Here is a 21656-nt window from a genome sequence, read left to right on the forward strand (position 1 = left end):
GGATGCCGACGCCACGGCCGCCCAGACCCGATCACAAAAGGCATCATAACGACAAGAAACACGCATCGACCTTGAATGGAAGACGCGGCTCATGGCCGACGATCAGGGCGCGTGCGGCAGGATGCGTCGCCGTCCGGCCGCCGAAAGGCGCACGCCGGGCCCGGTTCGCGGCCCCCGGCCCCCTCACCGCCGGTCCGCAGGGCTGTCCCCCGGTTCCCCCCTCCCACCGCGGGTTCGCTTCTCCCGACGGGCGCCGTAAGGCATCCCCAGTCTGCGCAGCGGTGTTATCAAGGGTGTATGCAGGGACATCTCAGCCGATCGCGGACCTCACGTCCTCCGCCCACCGGTGACCGACGTACTGGGCGGCTGTCCGGACTGAGTCCGCGCACCGCGGCGGGGCAGGTGTTCCTCCTCCAGAGCACGATCGTGGTGCTGCTGGTGGTGGTCGCAGTGGCGAGCATCATGCTGCAGGCGGCACGCGACGCAGTGCGGCAGGGACGTCGGGAGTCGGTGGTGGCCGCCCAGTCGTTCGCCAGCGCCCCCGGCGTGAGCCTGGCGCTGCGCAGCCCGGACCCGACCGCCGTGCTGCAACCGCGAGCCGAGGAGGCCCGCAAGCGGGCGGGCATGGACTTCATCATCGTCATGAACACGAACGGAATCCGGTACACCTATCCCTACCCTGCGGAGATCGGGAAGAAATTCGTCGGCAATATCCAGCCGGCACTCGAAGGCCGTACCGTCATCGAGCAGGCGGGCGGTCCCCCTCTGCCGGCCGGCAAGGGGACGGACGTCCAAGCGATCGTCCCGGTGACCGACGCGCGCGGCACGGTCGTCGGCCTGGTCTCCGCGGGGAAGACCGTCAAGAACGTGTCCCAACTGTGGATGCCGCAGCTGCCGATCGTCCTGGGCATCGGCGCGATCATGCTGGTGCTGGCCGCGGCGGGGACGACCGCGGTGTCCCGGCGACTGCTGCGGCAGACCCATGGGCTCGCCCCGACGGAGCTGGCGCGGCTGTACGAGCACCACCAGGCCGTGTTGCACGCGGTGCGGGAGGGGGTGCTGATCACCGGCGAGGACCGACGGCTGCTGCTGGCCAACGACGAGGCGACGCGGCTGCTGGGTCTGCCGGCGGACGCACAGGGGCGGCACGTGCGGGAGCTGGGGCTTCCCGATCAGATGGCGCGCGTGCTCGCTTCCCCGGAGGAGGTCACCGACGAGGTGTACCTCGCCAACGACCGATTGCTGGCGGTGAACAAGCGGCCGACGTTCCCGGAGGCCGACCATGCGGGCAGCGTGGTGACGTTGCGGGACACCACGGAGCTGGCGGTGGTGTCGGGGCGGGCCGAAGGGGCGCTGGGGCAGCTGAAGCTGCTGTACGAGGCGGGGATGCGGATCGGGACGACGCTGGATGTGGAGCGCACGGCCCAGGAGCTGGCCGACGTCGCGGTGCCCCGGTTCGCCGACGTCGTCGCGGTGGATCTGCTCGACTCGGTGGTGCGCGGCTCTGAACCGACGACGGAGGGCTGGCGCCACCTGCTGCGGTGCGCGATCAGCGGCGATCAGCGGATGCTGCCGGTGTACCGGCTGGGTGAGGTGATCACATTCTCGCCCGACACTCCGCAGATGCTGGCGCTAGAACAGGGCCGGGGTGTCCTGGAGGCGGACCTGCGGCAGGCCGCCGCCTGGCAGGAACAGGATCCGGAACGCGCTCGAAAGGCGCTGGAGCTCGGGTTGCACTCCCTGGTGACCATGCCGCTGCGGGCGCGGGGGGTCCCCCTGGGCCTCGCGCACTTCTACCGAACGCAGGGCTCGCCCGCGTTCGAGCCGGAGGACGTGGCCTTCGCGGAAGAGCTGGCCGCGCGGGCGGCGGTGGCCATCGACAACGCCCGCAGGTTCACCCGCGAGCACGCGATGACGGTGACACTGCAACGCAGTCTGCTGCCGCAAGGACAGCCGGAGCAGGACGCCCTGGAAGTGGCCTGGCGCTACCTGCCCTCGGAGGCGGGAGTGGGCGGGGACTGGTTCGACGTCATTCCGCTGCCCGGCGGACGTGTGGCGCTCGTGATAGGCGATGTGGTCGGCCACGGGCTGCACGCCTCGGCGACGATGGGGCGGCTGCGCATCGCTGTGCACAACTTCGCCACGCTGGACCTCCCCGTCGACGAAGTCCTCGGAAAGCTGGACGATCTGGTCGTCCGCCTGGACGACGAGGACGACTCCGGCGCTGCCGCCGACGACCAGGAGGGGGCAGGGTTGACCGGAGCGACCTGCCTGTATGCGATCTACGACCCGGTGGCAGGGATCTGCACGATGGCCCGTGCGGGGCATCCCGGCCCCGTGGTGGTGAATCCGGACGGGACCATCGTCTGCCCCGACGTGCCGGCCTCGCCCCCGTTCGGCCTCGGGGGCTACCCCTTCGAAACCGCCGACGTGCACCTGGCGGAGGGCTCCCAGCTGATCCTTTACACCGACGGTCTGGTCAAGAACGCCACCCGTGACATCGACGTCGGTCTCGAAGGGCTGCGCCGGGCGCTGGGCGCAGACGGGGCTGGGGAGCGTACGCCGGAGGAGACCTGCCGGGCGGTGCTCGAGGCGTTGAAGCCGGCCCGTCTCTCGGACGACATCGCACTGCTGGCGGCGCGGACCCGGCGGATCCCGTCCTCGTCGGTGGCCGAGTGGGATGTGCCCCCGGACGCGGCTGTGGTGCCCTCGGTGCGGGCCGAGTGCAGGACGGTTCTGAGCGGGTGGGGGCTGGAGGAGACCGCGTACACCACGGAACTGATCCTGAGCGAGCTGGTCACCAACGCGATTCGTTACGGATCGCCCCCTGTGAAGGTACGCCTGCTGCACGGACGCAGTCTGATCTGCGAGGTGTCGGACGGCTCCAGCACCTCGCCACGGCTACGGCGGGCGGCGACCACGGACGAGGGCGGGCGAGGGCTGTTCCTCGTGGCGCAGTTCGCACAGCGGTGGGGGACGCGGTACACGTCCCACGGCAAGGTCATCTGGGCGGAGCAGATGCTGCACGACGGCGCGCCCGGCCCCGCGGACGACGCACCGGTCGACGTTCTCCTCGAACAGTTCGGGGATCCCTTGATGTGAGGAACAGGTGCCGGTGCCGGTGGCACGGACGATTCGAGTCCCGATTGAGGTCGCACCGGAAGAACCTTCGGGCGCGGAAGGATCTTGGGCCGGCAACTCGCGGGGCTTGACGCAGCCCCCGCCGATATCGGTCGACGGGAGCCGTGCGTCCGTCGAGGATCAGCAGGCGTCGTATTTTCCAGTCGCCGCCCTCAAGCGTCCAAGGCTGCCGTTCCTGATCGAATTTCGGCAGCCCCTTCACCTGGTAAGAGACGCGGCCCATGTCCCCTGAGACGGTGGCGTGCACGTTCATCGCCGAGTGATCGGGCCCATAGGCCTCCACCGCGCGGTCGGTCTGATGCCGCGTCAGGCACCGTCGGGTCACCACGAAGCTCACTCGTTCGGCCACCTGCATGGCTTCGCGGCCCGCTGCCGCTGGAGCGCGGTGTTCAGCAGGAGTCCTTGGATTCGGCCGTGAGCGTTCGCGGGGAGGATCAGCGGCACACACGACCCGTGCGGCACCGAGCCGCCCTCACCGACACGGCCCGGCGACGGGGCCAGTGACGCGAGACCAGCGCCGCCACCCGCGCTCGCGGAACTCACTGCGGCAACCCTGGGCAGGCATCGGCGGGCCCAGCGGCCCGCTGGTGCCGATCAAGGCCGAGAGCGCGCGTCTGGCGCTGAAGATGCTCGCCATGCCGTTTTGTCACGATCAGATCAAGATGAGAAATGCGAGGCAACCACACATCTTCTTCACCAGTCACACACACGCACGACATCAAGCGCCTCTCAGGGGGAACCATGAGCAACCAATATCCGCAGCAGCCCCAGCCCGGCTGGGGCCAGCAGCCCTACGGGCAGCCCCCCTTCCCGCCGCAGCCCCCGAAAAAGACCGGCCCCGGAAAGATCATCGGCCTGGGCTGCCTCGGCATCGTCGGACTCATCGTGGTCATCGGCATCATCGGCGCCCTCATCAGCGGCGGATCGGACTCCAAGAAGTCCAGCAGCTCCAATGACGTCAAGGCCGCAGCCCCCTCCACGAGCGGCAAGTCCGCCGGCACCGGAAAGCCGAAGGGCAGCGAGCCGAAGGCCAGCCCCACCAAGACGAAGAAGGCGCAGAAGAAGACCGTCGTCTTCAAGGTGTGGGGAACCGCCCCCGCCGGCGCCCTCGGCTCGCTCGACATCACGTACGGCTCGGACTCCGACACCCGCAAGGGCACCTTCAAGAACGGAAAGTTCGAAGCCACGCTTCCCCTGAACAAGGACGCCATGTACTACAACGTGATGGCACAGCTCCAGGGCTCCGGAGACATCAACTGCTCCGTCACGGTGGACGGCAAGACGAAGAAGGGCCACGCGTCAGGCGGCTACAACATCTGCGATGCGCAGCTGAGTTCCGGACTGCTCGGCGGCTGGGAGTAACCACCCGGCCACCTGAACCAGGCCCGGCCGTGCCCCATGACGGCCGGGCCTTTGCGCTCCGACCGCACGCGCTGAGCGCGCCTGCAGGAGGCGCCACGCCCCGAGCAGGGTGAGTCGATCCCATCCACCGGCAACGAGATCCAGCACCTGTGAACGCAGAGGCGCTCAGTCGCTCCGGAAAGTCGGGGCCCGGGAGCCGGGCTGATGACGGGCGAAGTAGTCGGCGAGGTGCGGGTCGAGGGCGGGGACCTCCACCGGAGTGCCGCCCGAACGCAGCGACGTAGTAGCCGCGATGCCGGTCGCGACGGCTTCGCGGGCGGCGACCGGCGATGTCTCGGTCGCACCGCCGTACGCGACGAAATGCAGGAACTCGTCTACGAGGGACTCATCCGCGCCTCCGTGCGGGCCGCCGGCCGTTTCGGTGGGAGTCAGGGTCAGATCTGCCTCGGGGCGGTAGCCGGAGCGCCTTCGGTTCCACACCTTGATCACCGGGGCGTCGCCCTCGACACCGTCCCCGAGGTTCTCGATCCGGCCCTCGTCGCCGATGACGGTGTAGTTGCGCCAGTAGTCGGGGGTGAAGTGACATTGCTGGTAGCTCGTGAGCACCCCGTTGTCGAGGCGGGTCAGCACCATGCTGATGTCCTCCACGTCGATGACGGGGTTGAGATCGCGCAGCGCGGACGGCGGCCAGACGCCCTCGTCGAACCAGTCCTGTACCCGCGCCGAACCCTGTGGTCGAGTACGGCGGTGCGGACTGGCACCGTAGACGGACAGGTCGCCCAGTGCGGTCACCGTGCGGGCGTAGCCGCCCGCCAGCCAATGGATCGCGTCCAGGTCGTGCGCGCCTTTCTGGAGCAACAGGCCGGTGGTCCGGGCCCGTTCGGCGTGCCAGTCCTTGAAGTAGTAGTCGCCGCCGTGGCCGACGAAATGTCTGCACCACACGGCCCGCACGGTTCCGATCGCGCCGTCGTCGACGAGCCCGCGCATGGTGCGCAGGACCGGCAGATGGCGGAGGTTGTGCCCGACGTACAGCCGGGTGCCGGTGCGGGCCGCGGCGGCCAGGATCCGATCGCAGTCGTGGAGGTCGACGGCCAGAGGCTTCTCGACGAACACGGCGACACCCGCTTCGAGGAAGTGCAGAACCGGAGCCGTGTGGACATCGTCCGGGGTGAGGACGAAAACGGCGTCCAGACCGTCCGCGAGCATCTCCTCGTAGCGCTCGTGGACTTGGACACCAGCCCCGAAGAGAGTACGGGCGTCGGCGCGGCCACGCTCGGACGTATCGGCGCAGGACACGACGCGGGCCGAGCCGGGCCGCTCTGCCAGGAGGGCCAGCGCGGCTCGCTGGCCCGTGCCGACGACACCGACCCGCAACTCCGGCACGATCGGATCACTGGTCATGGAACAGCCCTTCATCGGAGACGGGGAGACGGCGCTGATGTCTGGGCAAGGGAGGCGGCGGTCGAAGCCCACGCCGGCGAGCGGGAGCACTGTGACGACAAAGCCCGCACGGGGCACGGCGGACAGGCACCACGACGCACTCGGAGCCGACCACCCCGCCTGCGCTCGACGGTGGCACCCAAGACCATAGATGCTTGAACATGCTCTATCAACGCCCATATCGAGCGTCTTCGAGCATTCTTCCCCTCGGACGTCGTCGCCGTTGCGCCGACCGGAGTTCGGGTACGCGGCCGGGCCAGGGACGCTCAAGTGCTCGCGTTGAGATCGCCCCACCTGAGATCGGCCCCGGCGTACACCGCAATTGCTCGACACAGTGACCGTCCGCCGGCTGTCGCACACTCGCGCGAAACCCCCGACTGGCCCCGTGTGGACGGGGCTTGGGCAGCGCGTTGACATCCTCACAGGTGGTCGCTTTACTCCTGGGCTAACGCCGGAGCCACGCTCCGCGTGCAGAGGCACGCCCAGCCGGTATGCAGGCCCCCGCGCCGCGAGCCCGGCCCGAGTCGCCAGGACGCCCCACGTGTCCGAGGCGGGGACGTGCCCGCTTCCTCTGGAGCTCACCGCATGAGCAACCTCGACACCGCCTCCCGCAAACTCACCGGCATGGCCCTCGGCGCTGCGGCCCTGACCGGCTCTCTGCTCGTCCAAGCGCCCTCGACGCAGGCCGCGACCGTGACCCTGCCGCCCACACATGCCGCCTTCGACTACCAGATCGGCGGCGCCTACACCCCGCCGAAGGGCGTCAAGGTCGTCACTCGCGACCACAGCGCCTCCCCGGCGGCGGGCCTGTACAACATCTGCTACGTCAACGCCTTCCAGGCGCAGCCGGGCGCCGAGAAGGACTGGGACGCGGACCTGCTGCTGCGCGACTCCGCGGGCAAGGTCGTCTACGACAAGGACTGGGGCGAGGCCCTCCTCGACGTCAGCACGGACGCCAAGCGGCAGCGGATCGCCGGCACGATCGGAGCCCAGATCGACGGCTGCCGGGCGAAGGGCTTCCAAGCCGTCGAGCCCGACAACTACGACAGCTACACCCGCTCGGGCAACCGCCTGACGGCGAACAACGCACAGGCATTCATCAAGCTGCTCTCCGCCCGCGCGCACGCGAACGGCCTGGCCATCGCCCAGAAGAACACCTCCGAGCTTGCCGGCAATCGCAAGGCCAACGGCCTCGACTTCGCGGTGGCCGAGGAGTGCGGCCAGTACGACGAGTGCGGCGACTACACCAGCGCCTTCGGCAACAACGTGATCGTGATCGAGTACACCGACACCGGCAGGTCGAAGGCGTGCAAGGGGTGGGGCGGCACGCTGAGCATCGTCCAGCGCGACGTGGACGTCTCACCGGTCGGCACGAGCGGGTACGTCCGCAAGACCTGCTGATCGCTCCGCTGCAAGCGCCGCGTCATGTCGTGGGTCGTCTGCGGCGCCATCGCGGCTGGTCGCGCAGTTCCCCCGCGCCCCCTTGGGGGCGCGGTCGAACCGCAGTTGACATCGCCCGACCCTCTTGAGCGCGCGTCTGCCTGTGACGGCTCACCGAGCCGTCACAGGCAGACGTCGCACACACCCCCAACCGATGCTCAATCATGCGCGCTTCATCGGTGTTTCAAGCAGATCCAAGCACTACTGCCTCTTGACAGCCGCCCTGCACCGTCGTTTAACTCCTGGCCAACGCCACAGTCGAAGCACTCGGCGGCAGAGGTACGCCCAGCCGGTAGCTGGCCACGCGCCAGAAGTCCGGACTGAGTCGCCAGGACCCCTTAGGGGTCCGAGGCGGGGTCGTGCCCACCAGGTTCTGGGGCCCAGACATGACCCTCCTTCGCAGGACTCCCCCGGCCTCCGCGACACGACGACCGCGCCCGGACGCACTTCTGTTGCGCATCGGCCCACCCGGTCCCGCGAGGCCCGCACCCCACCGGCCCCGCCCCACCCGGGCCGCGCGGTGCCGTCGCCGGCGGCACGACCGCCGTACGACTCGCAGCACCCGCGGCGCTGAGCGCCACCCGCCTCCACGCCACAGCTGACGAAGACCGGCCGCGCCCCCAGCCCCACCAGCCGCAGCCACCGGCCCCGGCCGAAACGCCGCACACCGAACGAACACCCTGCGCGAAAACGCGTGTCCCACAGCTCCACACCGGAGGTACCTATGCATGCGGTCCCCCGCAGCGCGCCGCCCGCACGCCGCGACGTGCTACGTGCCGGCGCGGCCTGGGCCACGGCGGCGGCCGCGGGCCTGTCGGCCGCCGGCTGCGCGGCGGGCGGCGACAGCGGCGTCAGCGCCGACGGCACCGTGACCATCGAGATGTGGCACGGTCAGACCGACACCGGGAAGAAGGCCCTGGAATCCCTGGCCGCCGCCTTCATGCGCAGCCACCCCCGCATCCGGGTCGAGCTGGGCGGCGGAGTGCTCGCCGACTCGATGCTCCAGAAGGTGACGGCCGCCCTGGCTGCCGGCTCCTACCCGGACGTCGCCTACATCTTCGGTTCCGACCTCGCCAGCGTCGCCCGCAGCCCACAGGTCGTGGACCTCACCGACATGGTCGGACACGCCCCCACTCCCTGGGGGACCTACTGGGAACCGGCACGCGCGGCCGTGACCGTCAACGGCCAGGTCCGCGCCGCGCCCGCGCTGCTGGACTCGCTCGCCGTGGTCTGCAACAAGGAGCTGTTCCGGCAGGCCGGCCTGCCGCTGCCTGAAGCCGGCTGGCGGTGGGACGACTTCGTCGCCACCGCCAAGGCGCTCACCGACACCGGCGGCGGCCGCTTCGGCACCGGCTGGCCGGGCGTCGGCGACGAGGACACCGTCTGGCGGCTTTGGCCCATGATCTGGGATCTCGGCGGGGATGTCGTCGCCGCCGACGGACGGCACATCGGCTTCGCCGACGCCGGGACCCGCGCCCTGGAGGTGGTGGCCGCGCTGGTCCGCGACAAGAGCGTCTACGTCGACCCGAAGCCGGGCAGCGAGCAGATGTACCAGGTCTTCCAGTCCGGCCGCATGGCCATGGTCGTCACCGGACCGTGGCAGCTGCCCGACATCCACCAAGCGAAGATCGACTACCACGTCGTGCCGCTGCCCAGCTTCTCCGGCCGGCCGGTGACCATCAGTGGACCCGACACCTGGACCGTGTTCGACAACGGCGACGCCCGCAAACGAGCCGCCAAGACCTTCGTGACCTGGCTCATGCAGCCCCCGCAGGACGTGCGGTGGGACATCGACGCAGGGAGCCTGCCCCTCAGCCGCCGGACCCGCGCTCTGCCTGCCTGGCAGCACAAGGAAAGCGGCACCGAGGGACTGGCGGTGTTCACCAAAGCCCTCGACACGGCCCGGGCACGCCCCGTCCACGCCGCCTATCCGCAGATCTCGCAGGCTCTGGGACAGGCCATCGTCGCCGTGCTGCTGGGTCGGAGCAGCCCCGCCAAGGCACTGCGCGGCTGCGCCGCCGACGCCAACGCCGCACTGCTCATTCCGCGTTGAGGAGCCTCGTCATGTCGCGACTGCCCACCCCGATCACCATGTCCGGGCCCCCGGCCAGCCGGCGTGCCCTGCGCCGCAGACGAGCCGGTGAAGCCGCCATGGCCTGGACGTTCGTCTCGCCCGCCGTCCTGATCATCATCGGCCTGAGCGTCGTACCCATCATCTGGTCGCTGCTGCTGTCCTTCCAGGCCGACGACCTCGTCACCCCCAGCCGTTGGGTGGGCCTCGACAACTACCGCGCCCTCGCCCAGGACCCGCACTTCAGCCAGGCGCTGCGCAACACCCTGCTGTACACGGCGCTGTACGTGCCGGCCAGCATGGTGGTCGGCCTGCTCCTCGCCCTCGCCCTCAACCGGCGCATCCGCTTCGTCGGGCTCTACCGCACCCTGTTCTTCGTGCCGTTCGTCGTCTCCGCGACCGCGCAGGGCGTGCTGTTCTCGTTCATCCTGGACCCCGAGTTCGGCGCCGCCAACGCCGTCCTGCACCACCTCGGCATCCCGTCCCAGGGCTTCCTCACCGACCCCTCCCAGGCTCTTCCCGTACTCGTCGCGATCAGCTTGTGGAGCGGTACGGGCTTCTGCCTGGTGATCTACCTCGCGGCGCTCCAGGACGTGCCGGCCTCGTTGATCGAGGCGGCCCGGCTGGACGGCGCCGACCGCCTCCAGCTCCTGCGCCATGTCACGCTCCCCGCTCTCCGGCCCGTCACGGTGTTCCTGCTGCTGTGGCAGACCATCGAGTCCCTCCAGGCGTTCGACCTCGTGTACGTCACGACCAAGGGCGGCCCTCTCGGCTCCACCACGGTGATCGTCTACTTCATCTGGCAGCAGGCCTTCCAGAACGCCACCGCCGGATACGGTGCCGCCTCGGCCTACGTCCTTGCCGCATCCCTGGGCCTGATCGGCCTGATCTTCCAGCTCCTCCGCCGCCGCGCCCAGGGGGCCTCCGTATGACCACTCTCTCCGCCCTTCCCGATGCCACGCAGGCGCCTTCCTCCGCACCCCACCGCGACGTGCGACGACGCCACCCCCGACTGCCCTTCAGCGCCTGGCACTTGCTGCTCGCGCCGATGGCCCTGCTCTTCGCCGTCCCCCTGATCTGGCTGGCGCTCAGCTCGGTGATGAGCAACGCAGAGATCAACCGGTTCCCGCCGGCGCTGTGGCCTTCACGTCTGGACCTGCGCGGCTACCGCTACGTAGTGGGCAACGCGATGTTCCCCCGCTGGTTCGCCAACTCGTTCCTCGTCAGCCTCGTCACGGTCACCGCGAACCTCGTGCTCGGCACCCTCGGCGGCTACGCCTTCGCCCGGATGCGGTTCGCCGGCTCCCGGCTGCTGCTGGGCCTGATGCTGGCCACGATGGCGATCCCGTTCCAACTGACGATGATCCCCACGTTCCTGGTGATGAGGCAGCTCGGCCTCATCGACACCCTCGGCGCGCTGATCGTGCCGTCCTTGGTCACGCCCTTCTCGGTGTTCCTCCTGCGGCAGTTCTTCCTCTCGCTGCCCCGCGAGCTGGAGGAGGCCGCCTGGATCGACGGCTGCTCACGGCTTCACGTGCTGTGGCGGATCGTGCTGCCGCTGTCCCGGCCGGCCCTGAGCACGGTGGCCGTCCTGACGTTCCTCAGCACCTGGAACGACCTGACCTGGCCCCTGATCGCCATCAATCACGACACCCGGTACACGCTCCAGCTCGGCCTCACGACCTTCCAGGGACAGCACCACACCCAGTGGGCCGCCGTGATGGCCGGGAACGTCATCACCGTGGTGCCGGTCCTGCTCGCCTTCCTCGGCGCGCAGAAGGCGTTCATCCAGTCCATCACCTCCACCGGTCTCAAGGGCTGACCCCGTTCGCCCCGACACACCCCTCAGGCAGGAACCCATCAATGCCGCACTCGTTCGACCTGCTGGTCATCGGTGACGCCAACCCCGACGTCGTCATCGGCCCGCTCGACGGCCCGCTCGCCTTCGGCCAGCGCGAACAGCTGGTGCCGACCGGCACCCTCACCGTCGGGGGATCCGGCGCGATCGTCGCCTGCGGGGCCGCACGCCTCGGCCTCAGGGTCGCCTTCGCCGGGCGGGTGGGCGACGACGACGCAGGCCGCTACATGCGCGACCGGCTCGTCGCCCACGGCGTCGACACCGAGGCGCTGCGGCTCGACCCCCGCCGGCCCACCCCCATGACGGTCGTGCTCACCCGCGGAGACGACCGGGCCATCATCACCGCCCCCGGCACCCTGAGCGCGACCACGGCCGACGACGTGCCCGCGACGCTGCTGGGAGCCGCGCGGCACGTCCACTCGGCTTCCTACTTCCTGATGCCCCAGCTCGCCGTCGCGCTCCCGGAACTCCTGCGCACCGCACGCCGGCACGGCGCCAGCACCTCCCTGGACACCAACGACGACCCGTCAGGCCGATGGGAAGCCCCGGGCCTGGACGCGGTCCTGGCCCACACCGACTTCCTGCTGCCGAACGCCGCCGAGGCCCGGCGCCTGGCCCGCCTCGACACCGACGACGTCGCCACGGCTGCCGCACGGCTCGCCCGCGGGGGTCCGGTCACCGCCGTCAAGAACGGCGCCGACGGCGCCCTGTGCCACGACGGCGAACGGCTCTTCATCACCCAGGGCATCCGGGTCCAGCCCGTCGACGCGGTCGGCGCCGGGGACAGCTTCGACGCCGGTTTCATCGCCGCCCTGCTCGACGAGACACCTCTGCCGCAGGCCCTCCGCTTCGCCGCGGTCTGCGGAGCCCTGTCCACCCGTGCTCACGGCGGCACCACCGCACAGCCCACGCGGGACGAAGTCCTCGCCCGCCTCTCCGAGACCGAGGAAACCCCGGTATGACCACCCCCAAGATCGCGTTCATCGGCGCGGGCAGCGTCGTCTTCACCCAGGGACTGCTCGCCGACCTCCTCGCGTTCCCCGAACTGAAGTCGGCGCACATCGCCTTGCACGACATCGACGTCGAGCGTCTGGCCACCGCACACGCCGCCGCCGCCCGGATCGCGGACACCCTCGGCGCCGGTCCCACCGTCACCGCGGACACCGACCGCCGCAAGGCCCTGGCGGACGCCGACTTCGTCATCAACATCGTGCAGATCGGTATGGGCGAGGCCACCCTGACCGACTTCGAGGTACCGGCCGGCTACGGCGTACGCCAGACCATCGGCGACACCCTCGGCATCGGGGGCATCTTCCGCGCCCTGCGCACCTTCCCGTTCCTCAACGAGCTGGGGCGGGACATCGCCGAGGTCTGCCCGCAGGCCTGGCTGCTGAACTACACCAACCCCATGGCCATGAACGTCCAGTACCTGACGCAGGCCACCGGCCTGACGAGGGTGGTCGGACTGTGCCATTCGGTCTACTGGACGATGCGCGACCTCGCTGATCTGGTCAAGGTCCCCTACGAGGAGATCAGTTACCACGCCGCGGGCGTCAACCACCAGGCGTGGGTCCTGCGCTTCGAGCACCAGGGCAGGAGCCTCTACCCGAAGCTGGACGAACTGATCGCCTCCGACAGCCAGTTGCGCCGAAGGGTCCGGGTCGACATGTACCGTCGGCTCGGCTACTACCCGACCGAGACCAGCGAGCACTCCTCTGAGTACGTTCCGTGGTACCTGCACCACAGCAGCGAGGTCGAACGGCTGCGGCTGCCGATCGGCGAGTACCTCAAGATCGTCGACGAGAACGTCGCCACCTACGAAAGAACCCGCGAAGCGCTGGCCTCCGGGACACCCGTCGCCGTCGAGGGGACGATGGAGTACGCGCCCCAGGTCATCCACAGCATGGTCACCGGTACCCCGCGCACCATCTACGGCAACGTCCCCAACCAGGCGCTGATCGACAACCTGCCCGCGCACGGTGTCGTCGAAGTGCCGTGCCTGGTGGACTCGTTGGGCGTCCAGCCGACCCGGGTCGGCTCCCTCCCGCCCCAGCTTGCAGCGCTCAACCGCACCTACCTCAGCGCGAACGACCTGGTGGTGCGGGCGGCCATCGAGGACGAACCGCGCCACATCAGGCACGCGGCGATGACCGACCCCGCCACCGCCGCGGCCCTGCCGGTCGAGGACATCTGGCGCCTGTGCGACGACATGGTCACCGCCCACGGCGACCTCCTGCAACCCGGGCTGCGCGTCCGCCTGGGCTCGTGAGCGCCCGAGTCGGCGGGCCGCTCACGCCGGCCCGCCGACCGGAACAGCTCTCCATGGTGCACCCGTCGGCAGGCCGCCGAACGACCGCTCGTAAAGTCCGAGGTCGAGCCCGCCGTGGTCCTGCGGGCAGCCATGGGGAGGGAGCAGTCATGCAGTTCGGTGACTTCGATGCATGGCGGCAAGAGCTGCTGGCCACGAGTGACCTTGTCCAGGACGGCGACACCTCCGTCTCCGACGACGAGGCAGGACGCCGTTACGACCGATACATCGCGCTCGCGGACATGGTCGACGGCACCGAGGGTCCCCACACCGTCTGCGCCCTGATCGCTTCGCTCCGCGCGGAGGAGGGCTACGGCGCCCACCAAGCCGTTTACGGCGCCCTGGAGCGCTTCCCCAGCCAGGATCTTGTCAGCGGCACCGTCCTGGCAGCCGCCGATCTCCTGAACATCCCGCGTGACCACAGTGGCCAGGTTCTCCAGCTTTTGACCCTGCTGGCCAGCGCCGACGACCTGCGGTCGTTCGCAGCCGCCTGCGATCACCTGGAACCTACGCTGCGGACGGGACTGCGTGGCCTCATCGCCGACCATGAGGCCGATGAGTGGCTCGCCGATGAGCGCTCTCTCGGACGCCTCCAGCTCGCACAGGAATGACGTCTCGCATCGGTAGACAGCGCCTGCTGAATTGCAGCAGACGAGAACGACGTCCATCGCCGAATGCATCCCGACGGGATTTCGCTACGAGGAGCCGACCTCAAAGCGTCATTCCGTCAGGAGTTCTTGATGGAGCCAGGATGTGGTTCAGCCCGGCTTGACCGCCAGGGTCGCAAAGTAGTGCGACAGGTATGCACCGGAGGCGTTGGACTGGTGCGGCGCTTCCGCGAAGCCGGTGACGACGAACCCCGCGGCGAGTTGCCCACCGATCTGGTCCGTGAGGGTGTGGCTGTACTCCAGAGCGGCATCCGCGCCGAATTTTCGGGCGCGTTCCTCGGCGGAGTACTGCGTGACGTCGCTGTAGGGCAACTTGTGCACGACGACCAACTCGCCGCGCTCGTCGAGCGCCTCGTGGTCGAACAAGTACACATCGGGATTGAGGAAGCCCGCGAGCAGCGTTCCGCCTGGCCGCAGGACGCGGAAGCATTCACGCCACACCGCTGCCACGTCCGGTACGAACAGGTTGGAGACCGGATGGAACACGACGTCGAACACCCCGTCCGCAAAGGCACTGAGGTCGCGCATGTCGCCCAGGACGGTGCGCAGGTCGAGTCCGTCGCGCGCCGCGACCATCCCGTCCTGGCCGAGCTGGCGGGGTGAGTTGTCGAACACGGTGACCCGCGCCCCTGCGGCCGCCAGGATCGGACCCTGCTGGCCACCGCCGGACGCCAGGCACAACACGTCCTTGCCGGTCAGGTCCGCCGGCAGCCAAGAGCGGTCCACTGGCTCATACCCGACGAGAACAACCGACCAGTCTCCCGCGCGGGCGCGCTCGATGTCCTCTGTGCTCACTGGCCTCGACCATTCGTTGCCCTCTTCGACGTACTTGTCCCATGCTGCTCGATTGTGGGCAACGGGGTCGTCAACACTGTCGGTCACGTTCAACTCCCTGCTCAAGCCACGCGCCACCGGCGCCAGTGACAGTCCGGTGCCGTGCAGCAAGCCAACACGATCGCAGGGTGCCGACTCAACGCAATTGGCGCACACCAAGGTGCCCGCGCGGACTCGCGTGGCGGTCGCGCAGCTGGTGCATCAGCGCCGGTCGCCGGTCACCCGACCATTGTTGGGTGGTGATGCGTGACGCCGACACCGGCCTCCTGGAGTTCGGGGGTTCGGATCCTCGCAGGCGCGTACGTCAGATGTGGGCCCTGACCTGTTGTACTGGATGTCCCAGGGCGTCCCCGATGACAGTCAGTTCATCGTCGCTGAACCAGCCACGCTCGGGATTCCAGATGGCGATCTCGAACCGAGCAAAGCCACACGGCCAGTCGTAGTCCAGTACATCCAGCGACGTCGCGGTGCCACAGCAGGGAACCACCACAGCGAGGGTTGCGAGGCCGTCGTCGCAGTGGGCTTCGAGCAGACCGGCCCACCACTCGAGGTCGATCGACGCGCAGCAGTGCGGAGAACCGATCTTCTGCAGGTTCTCACCACAGTCGACAGCGGTGAGTGTGTCGTGCCAGGTGACGTCGATCTCGAGGTCCACGCCGTCGGGAAGCCCAGGGGCCAGGTCCTCCACGATCGACGCAGTACGTTCAGCCGCGGTCTGCTCCGGCTGCCAATGCGGGTCGGTCGGAATGACAGAGAGGACATCGTCACTCATGGGCTCGCTCGCTTCGTCGGACGGAAACCTCATCCAGGCGACGCGATGCTGGTGAACCCGCGTTCGGACTGCGGGTTCCCAAGCAGGTCGCTGGTCGAGGGGCAGGTGAATGCCGGGGTCGGTGTCGCCGATGAGACGGTGAATGCGAGCGGTTGACCCAGACCGAACCACCGGCTTCTCGCTACCTCCGCGGAACTCGCGCAGGCCGACTGACGATTGCCCGGCGCCAGGACTCATCACCTGTGACCGCTTTCGCCGCGACTCTGCGCAGGTCCAGTCGCGGCCTGGTGCACCTGTGGTGCGGCGGTCGTGTCCTCGGCCGGCGGTGTCGACTCGTCGGCTCCGCCGTGGAGACTGGCGCGAAGACGCTCTGTAGCCTCTTCCAGCCGCGTGCGGTAATCAGGCATAAAGACCTCGCTCAGCGTCGTGTCCAACGCTCCTGAGATCGCATAGATCGGCGACCAGACGGCCGAGTCGTGCACGATCCCCGCAAGGTCATCGGAGCGGAACATCACTTGGTAGAGCCAGTCCGAGAGCACAAAGGCTTGATCCCGCGAGAGCCGGATGGTGATCGCTTCCTCGTCCACGCCCTCAACCTAGCCGCTTCGACCAGTGGTGTCGCCAACCCGAACCTCCACAACGGCGCCCCGTACAGCGCTTCCTGCCGGAGCCTCGAGCCCGCCAGAGATTCCCTGCGGCTGCCGCCGACGAACGTCAGGCGTCCACCGGGGCTGGCTCGCGCTGCCGCAGACGCCGCGCCTCCGCCATCACGCGGGCACCGCGATCCGGCGCTGTGTCCAGTCTGATCAAAGCCGCAGGCGTGGCGATGGCCGGCAGCATGTGGTTGAACAACACGGACACCCGCTCGCTCAGGTCGGCCCAGCGCGAGGTCACCTCGGAATAGGTCTGGGTGCCCAGCCAAGCGGCCAGGAAGCACTCGGACGTCTCTGCCGGCACCACGTGAGGCAAAACCTCGCCCTGCTCTTTGGCCTGGCTCAGGTAGGCCGTCGACAACTGCGTCCACGCCGGCCAAGCGCTGCCGATACGACGCTGAACGTGCAGATCCGCAGAGAGCCGAATGCCGGCCAGCAGCACCACATCCTCAGGGATCTGATGCGCCAGCGTCATCCCGACGTCCACCCACTCCTGCAGCTTCAGCTCACGCGGCACCACATGATCACGGCTGATCTGCGCCTCGATCACTCCACGGGCCAGCGCCTCCTTGGAGTCGAAGTGAAAGTACAACGCCCCCTTGGTCACTCCCGCCCGCTCCAGGATCTCCGCGATCGTGGCAGCCGTGTAACCCCGCTCGGCGAATACCCCCGCCGCAGCGAGAACAACAGCACGACGGGTCCGTATCGCCCGCTCCTGACGCGCCACAGTCCCTCCCCCGAGCAATAAAAAAACCGAACGTTACGTATCTTACCCCTCGTCAAAACCTCAACCCTCGGCGCCTGAACTCCTCGTGTGGTTTTCCTGCGCGAAGCCGCACGCCACCAGGCCGTCCGCCCGCTCCGGCGAGCGTGGACGGCCCACGGTCAGGAGTTGGCGCATGAGCAGCGCGGTTACTGCTTGCCGAGTCGCTCACGGTCCACCGGTCTGCCTCCTCACCACACCTGGAGCCTTGCCATGCCCGAATTGCGGCGCATTCCCGTCAACGGTGTCGAACTGAACGTAGCTCTCGCCGGCCAAAGCAGCGTGACCGGGGCTGGGGCGCCTTCTGGTCGACGACGACGCCGGCCCCCACGGCCCCATGCCGCTGCCTGCACCGGTGCCCAGCAGACCCCTGCCGGCTGCCTGACAGCGCCCTGCCCCCGGTTCTCACCGCACCCCCTGCTCGGACACTGTGGCGGCCCGATCGCTGTCCGGACACGGCCAACTGCCACCTTCGGAGGCCTCACGGTCGACGGCAACCAGCAGCTCCTCGTCGATGGCGGACAGCGAGTCGACCAGATGCCGTACCCCCACCGCTTCCATGAGCCGGCGCTGATGACCGTGCCGGAACGAGCCCGGATGGCCGATGAACGGGACGTTCAGGTCCCTGGCGCGTTCCGCCACACTCGCCACATCGTCGATGAAGACCACCTGGCTGTAGCGAAGTCCGAAAACGTCCTTGGTGATCTCCTCGATCCCCGGACGGAAATCGTTGGTGCACACATACCCGGGCCCGGCGAAATACGACGCCCAGGCACCCAGGTGGGAATCGAAGTGCTCCTTGTCCAGGCCTCCGTAGCACACGATCCGCAGGCCCAGGGCGCGTAGCCGCCGCAGGAGTTCCAGCGCACCCTCGGCCACCCGCACCGGATGTGCGCGCAGATACCGCTCACGCTCGGCGAAGTAGACGTCGATGAACTCCCGCGCCGACGCGGCGCCACCTGCGGCCTGCACGAAGTACTCGGCCGCCTCCATCCGCGGCCGGGAGAAGACAGCTCGTTCGAACTCCGGCGTGTACTCCACCCCGAACCGAACCGCCAGACGATGAATCACCGGACTGAAACTGTCATCGAGCAGGACACCGTCAATATCGACAGCCGCCAGACGCAGGACACGCAAGGACGTGTTCACCACGGGCTCTCCCCCAGAACAACAACAAAACAGATGTACAGGACACTTGCGACAAACACTGGCCAGGGGCTGTGAGAACAAGATGAGAGGAGGGCGCTGAGACCCCAACACGACAACCGGCCAGCCCCGGCCTCGCGCACGACTCGAAAAGAAACCGCGTAACGGGTTTCCGCTCCTCCGCGCCCCCTCAGACGCCCCCGTCGGAACATCGACGCACCCCTGCGCCCTACTCCTGACAGCCCGCCCAGGTCCCCCGCACGTCACCGAGACCCGGCGACTGGGCGATAAACCGCACCTCCCTCGTCAGCAGCCCGCCCGGTCGACCCTTCGCCCCGCAGGAAGGGGCGAAGAAAACCGGTAGGTCCGTATCTTATGGGCTGTGGGGCGCCACCGATACCCGCTGCAACACATCCAAGGGCGTTTGTGTGGGCGCCGAACCTCACAGCGCCACGAGGGCGCGAGAAAGGCCCGTTCGTTGGTCCGCCACGAAGGCCGCTGCAGACTGCCCAGCGCAGCGAACGCAACCTTGAGCCGTTGCCGATGGTCCATCCTGTGGCGGACATTGCGATGTGTGAGGGACCTCTTGAAACGGATGCTGCGAGTGCTGCGCAAGGCCGAGTCACTGCTGCTGGCGGCGAGCCTCGAAGCGGATCGGCGCCTCGGCATGGGCGGTCGATACCGGCCTCCGGCGCCCATCGCCGTCCGCGTCGCCAGCCACCCCCTGCGCTCCGCGACCGTCCTGGCAGTACCCCTCGCAGCCCTGGGCGGCTCGACCTTCGGCGCCTTCACCGATCCGACCCGCTTCCTGCAGGCGGTCGGTTTGGGCATCGGCCTGATGCTGTTCTTCACCCTGCTGCTGCGACTGGAGCGCCTGACCCAGCTGCACTACGAGCACGTCGGGTACGCCACCGCCAATCCGCTGCACCCGCGCCCTCCTCGTCCAGACGACCTCAGACGAGCCCTCGGCCGTCTCGGTTTCTACTGGGTGGTCGGATGGGGTCTGCTCTCGCTGGTGTTCTGGGGTGCGGAGAAAGCCCAAGGCACTCCCGTCAGCTGGCTGTTCAGCGGGGCGTTCACGGGTGTCGTGCTCCTGGTCCCGACTGCGGTCGGCTACCGGATAGGACGCAAAAGACAGCGGCCCCGTCCACCGGGCAGCAGGGATCCGGACGAAGCTGCGATCCGGGCAGGTCGTCGAGGGCATTGTCGTGAATAGTCCTGGCGTGCCACGCGAAGGTCCCTGCACGAGCCCCAACAGGCCCGTGGACGAGCAAACTTCCCACCCACCGGGCTCGGTCCCGGCCTGGTGCCGCAGCCGATGCTCGGCACCATCGCCCATGCGATCCGCGACGGAACGACGCCCTCAGCAACCCCTCAAGGTCAGGGCCCCACTGGGTGCGCCGCGGTGCCGGGCGCCGACCCACGCGCCCGGCACCGCGTCCGGCAGACGCGTCAGCCGAGGTTGCCCTGCCGGGCGTCCCGCCACAGGTCGACGCCGCCGTCAGTGGCGTACTTGTCGATCTCGGTCAGTTCCTCGGCGCTGAACTCCAGGTTCTCCAGCGCGGCGACGTTCTGCTCCAGCTGCTCCGTGCGGGAGGCGCCGATGACCAACGAGGTGACCCGCTCGTCTCGCAACGCCCAGGCCAGAGCCATCTGGGCCAGCGTCTGCCCGCGCTGGGCGGCGATGTCGTTCAGCGCGCGCAGCCTGCCCCGCATCTCGTCCGTCAGCCACGCCGTGTCGAACGACGTGCCGGCCGCGGCCCGCGAGCCCTCCGGGACGCCGTCGAGGTAGCGGCCCGTCAGCAGCCCCTGCGCGAGGGCGGTGAAACCGATGATGCCGAAGCCCTCCTCCTGTGCGACGTCCAGCAGCCCGTCCGTCTCGATCCAGCGGTTGAGCATGCTGTACGACGGCTGGTGGATGAGCAGCGGCGTGCCGAGGTCACGCAGGATGGCCGCCGCCTGACGGGTGCGCTCGGCGTCGTATGAAGAGATGCCGACGTAGAGCGCCTTGCCCTGGCGCACCGCCGTGTCGAGCGCGCCCATCGTCTCCTCCAGCGGCGTGCCGGCGTCGAGGCGGTGGGAGTAGAAGATGTCGACGTAGTCCAGGCCCATACGGGTGAGGGACTGGTCGAGCGAGGCGAGCATGTACTTGCGTGAGCCGCCGCCCTGACCGTACGGGCCGGGCCACATGTCCCAACCGGCTTTGGTGGAGATCACCATTTCGTCGCGGTACGGCGCCAGGTCCTGCTTCATCAGCCGACCGAAGTTGATCTCCGCCGAGCCGTAGGGCGGGCCGTAGTTGTTCGCCAGATCGTGGTGCGTGATCCCGAGGTCGAAGGCGCGCAGCGCGATCTCGCGCTGGGTCTCGAAGGGACGGTCGTCCCCGAAGTTGTGCCAGTACCCGAGAGAGAGCAGGGGGAGGTCGAGACCGGAGCGGCCGGTCCGCCGGTAGCGCATGGTGCCGTCGTAGCGGTCAGGATGTGCAACGTGGGTCATGCGTCAACCATGCTCGCGGACGATTCTGAAGTCCAACAAGTGAGGATCATCGGATTCAGCGCCGCAGCTTCTCAATGCGGGCGGCTCGGCCCGGCGGAACGCGCGCAGAAATCATCAGCGGACTCCAACGACCAGTCCGCTCGCCGAGCCCTTCCGCTACCGACCCCCACACCCCCCTCACCTGCGGCACCGCACGCTGAGCCCATGGCAGCCGGCCCCGCCCGGGCCGCGCCTCACAGCCCGAGCGCACTCCGGCACATACGCACACGTCACACGAGGACCGCCCGGAGGCCACGGCCGGCTCCCGGCAAACGCTTGGTGCCCACCGGCAAGAACGACTGTGCACCGGAAGCCTTCGTCGAGGACGGAGCGGTCCGCACAAGCATGGCGCGAAGCCGCGGGACGGTTCGGCATGGCCCCGGGTCTGCTTGCCGGCGCGTGTTCGGCAGCTGCATCGGTGACGCGCTCGCCCCCCGTCCCATCCCTTGGGAACCGCCCATTCCCTCGGCTCGGCCACTCCCTCCGGGGCGTAGAGCACAGACTGGGGCCGCTTCCCGCCGGGAACGGGGAACACCAGCTTGCCCCGTACACACGCGTGGCAGGAACCGTCTGCGTGACGGTCGCCCCGGAGATGCTGCCCTCTCCCCCTGAAATCCGCGACACCGATCAGCACGCCGACGAGCACCCCGGCCAGGGCCACCCCA

The 21656-nt window shown here is 68.8% G+C and carries 17 protein-coding genes; 10 read left to right on the forward strand and 7 right to left on the reverse strand.

The genetic code is table 11. The features are described from left to right. Positions 1-297 precede the first annotated feature (297 nt). Entirely contained in the window at positions 298-3102 is a 2805-nt protein-coding gene (locus tag LN251_RS36490; protein ID WP_458248450.1) for a SpoIIE family protein phosphatase, read from the forward strand. A gap of 780 nt (positions 3103-3882) precedes the next feature. Then, positions 3883-4503, forward strand: a complete 621-nt coding sequence (locus LN251_RS36495) for a hypothetical protein (RefSeq protein WP_458248451.1) — start codon at positions 3883-3885, stop codon at positions 4501-4503. A 165-nt stretch (positions 4504-4668) separates the two neighbouring features. On the opposite strand, the gene LN251_RS36500 is transcribed toward LN251_RS36495, so the two are convergent. Then, entirely contained in the window at positions 4669-5904 is a 1236-nt protein-coding gene (locus tag LN251_RS36500; protein WP_458248452.1) for a Gfo/Idh/MocA family protein, read from the reverse strand. 624 nt (positions 5905-6528) lie between these two features. On the opposite strand from LN251_RS36500, the gene LN251_RS36505 reads away from it, so the two are divergent. From LN251_RS36505 to LN251_RS36535, 7 genes are all read left to right on the forward strand, one after another. Beyond that, positions 6529-7344 (forward strand): endo alpha-1,4 polygalactosaminidase, encoded by an 816-nt coding sequence (locus LN251_RS36505; protein WP_458248453.1) that lies wholly within the window; start codon positions 6529-6531, stop codon positions 7342-7344. 763 nt (positions 7345-8107) lie between these two features. Next, positions 8108-9436 carry an ABC transporter substrate-binding protein gene (locus LN251_RS36510; RefSeq protein WP_458248454.1) on the forward strand — a complete coding sequence of 443 codons (1329 nt, stop codon included), beginning with the start codon at positions 8108-8110 and terminating at the stop codon, positions 9434-9436. Positions 9437-9447: 11 nt separating this feature from the next. Beyond that, complete coding sequence (locus LN251_RS36515; RefSeq protein ID WP_458248455.1) at positions 9448-10386, forward strand: carbohydrate ABC transporter permease; 939 nt, start codon at positions 9448-9450, stop codon at positions 10384-10386. After that, positions 10383-11276: a carbohydrate ABC transporter permease gene (locus LN251_RS36520; RefSeq protein WP_458248456.1), complete on the forward strand. Its 894-nt coding sequence runs from the start codon at positions 10383-10385 to the stop codon at positions 11274-11276. Before LN251_RS36515 ends, LN251_RS36520 begins: the two co-directional genes overlap by 4 nt. A gap of 41 nt (positions 11277-11317) precedes the next feature. Further along, positions 11318-12274, forward strand: coding sequence for a carbohydrate kinase family protein (locus LN251_RS36525; RefSeq protein WP_458248457.1), 957 nt, complete (start codon positions 11318-11320; stop codon positions 12272-12274). After that, positions 12271-13581, forward strand: coding sequence for an alpha-galactosidase (gene melA, locus LN251_RS36530; RefSeq protein WP_458248458.1), 1311 nt, complete (start codon positions 12271-12273; stop codon positions 13579-13581). Before LN251_RS36525 ends, melA begins: the two co-directional genes overlap by 4 nt. 149 nt (positions 13582-13730) lie before the next feature. After that, a complete protein-coding gene (locus LN251_RS36535; RefSeq protein WP_458248459.1) occupies positions 13731-14231 on the forward strand; it encodes a hypothetical protein in 501 nt (166 codons plus the stop codon). Between the two features lie 147 nt (positions 14232-14378). Here LN251_RS36535 and LN251_RS36540 read toward each other — a convergent pair whose 3' ends face one another. The 5 genes from LN251_RS36540 to LN251_RS36560 form a co-directional block, all read right to left on the reverse strand. Continuing rightward, positions 14379-15233: a class I SAM-dependent methyltransferase gene (locus tag LN251_RS36540; protein WP_458248460.1), complete on the reverse strand. Its 855-nt coding sequence runs from the start codon at positions 15231-15233 to the stop codon at positions 14379-14381. 193 nt (positions 15234-15426) lie between these two features. Beyond that, a complete protein-coding gene (locus tag LN251_RS36545) occupies positions 15427-15894 on the reverse strand; it encodes a hypothetical protein (protein WP_458248461.1) in 468 nt (155 codons plus the stop codon). A gap of 236 nt (positions 15895-16130) precedes the next feature. Further along, a complete protein-coding gene (locus tag LN251_RS36550) occupies positions 16131-16481 on the reverse strand; it encodes a hypothetical protein (RefSeq protein WP_458248462.1) in 351 nt (116 codons plus the stop codon). 127 nt (positions 16482-16608) lie between these two features. After that, positions 16609-17274, reverse strand: a complete 666-nt coding sequence (locus tag LN251_RS36555; protein ID WP_458248463.1) for a ScbR family autoregulator-binding transcription factor — start codon at positions 17272-17274, stop codon at positions 16609-16611. A 441-nt stretch (positions 17275-17715) separates the two neighbouring features. Then, positions 17716-18459 carry an HAD family phosphatase gene (locus tag LN251_RS36560; RefSeq protein WP_458249497.1) on the reverse strand — a complete coding sequence of 248 codons (744 nt, stop codon included), beginning with the start codon at positions 18457-18459 and terminating at the stop codon, positions 17716-17718. A 571-nt stretch (positions 18460-19030) separates the two neighbouring features. On the opposite strand from LN251_RS36560, the gene LN251_RS36565 reads away from it, so the two are divergent. Continuing rightward, on the forward strand, positions 19031-19672 hold the full coding sequence (locus tag LN251_RS36565; protein ID WP_458248464.1) for a hypothetical protein: 642 nt from the start codon (positions 19031-19033) through the stop codon (positions 19670-19672). Between the two features lie 236 nt (positions 19673-19908). On the opposite strand, the gene mgrA is transcribed toward LN251_RS36565, so the two are convergent. After that, positions 19909-20952 (reverse strand): L-glyceraldehyde 3-phosphate reductase, encoded by a 1044-nt coding sequence (gene mgrA, locus LN251_RS36570; RefSeq protein WP_458248465.1) that lies wholly within the window; start codon positions 20950-20952, stop codon positions 19909-19911. Between the last annotated feature and the right edge of the window lie 704 nt (positions 20953-21656).

Source organism: Streptomyces sp. MAI_2237 (assembly GCF_054189285.1).

Coding starts and splice junctions, on each gene's coding strand:
- LN251_RS36505 (WP_458248453.1), top strand. CDS start 6,529: ATGAGCAACCTCGACACCGCCTCCCGCAAACTCACCGGCATGGCCCTC.
- LN251_RS36535 (WP_458248459.1), top strand. CDS start 13,731: ATGCAGTTCGGTGACTTCGATGCATGGCGGCAAGAGCTGCTGGCCACG.
- LN251_RS36495 (WP_458248451.1), top strand. CDS start 3,883: ATGAGCAACCAATATCCGCAGCAGCCCCAGCCCGGCTGGGGCCAGCAG.
- LN251_RS36490 (WP_458248450.1), top strand. CDS start 298: ATGCAGGGACATCTCAGCCGATCGCGGACCTCACGTCCTCCGCCCACC.
- melA (WP_458248458.1), top strand. CDS start 12,271: ATGACCACCCCCAAGATCGCGTTCATCGGCGCGGGCAGCGTCGTCTTC.
- LN251_RS36510 (WP_458248454.1), top strand. CDS start 8,108: ATGCATGCGGTCCCCCGCAGCGCGCCGCCCGCACGCCGCGACGTGCTA.
- LN251_RS36500 (WP_458248452.1), bottom strand. CDS start 5,904: ATGACCAGTGATCCGATCGTGCCGGAGTTGCGGGTCGGTGTCGTCGGC.
- LN251_RS36515 (WP_458248455.1), top strand. CDS start 9,448: ATGTCGCGACTGCCCACCCCGATCACCATGTCCGGGCCCCCGGCCAGC.
- LN251_RS36520 (WP_458248456.1), top strand. CDS start 10,383: ATGACCACTCTCTCCGCCCTTCCCGATGCCACGCAGGCGCCTTCCTCC.
- mgrA (WP_458248465.1), bottom strand. CDS start 20,952: ATGACCCACGTTGCACATCCTGACCGCTACGACGGCACCATGCGCTAC.
- LN251_RS36545 (WP_458248461.1), bottom strand. CDS start 15,894: ATGAGTGACGATGTCCTCTCTGTCATTCCGACCGACCCGCATTGGCAG.
- LN251_RS36525 (WP_458248457.1), top strand. CDS start 11,318: ATGCCGCACTCGTTCGACCTGCTGGTCATCGGTGACGCCAACCCCGAC.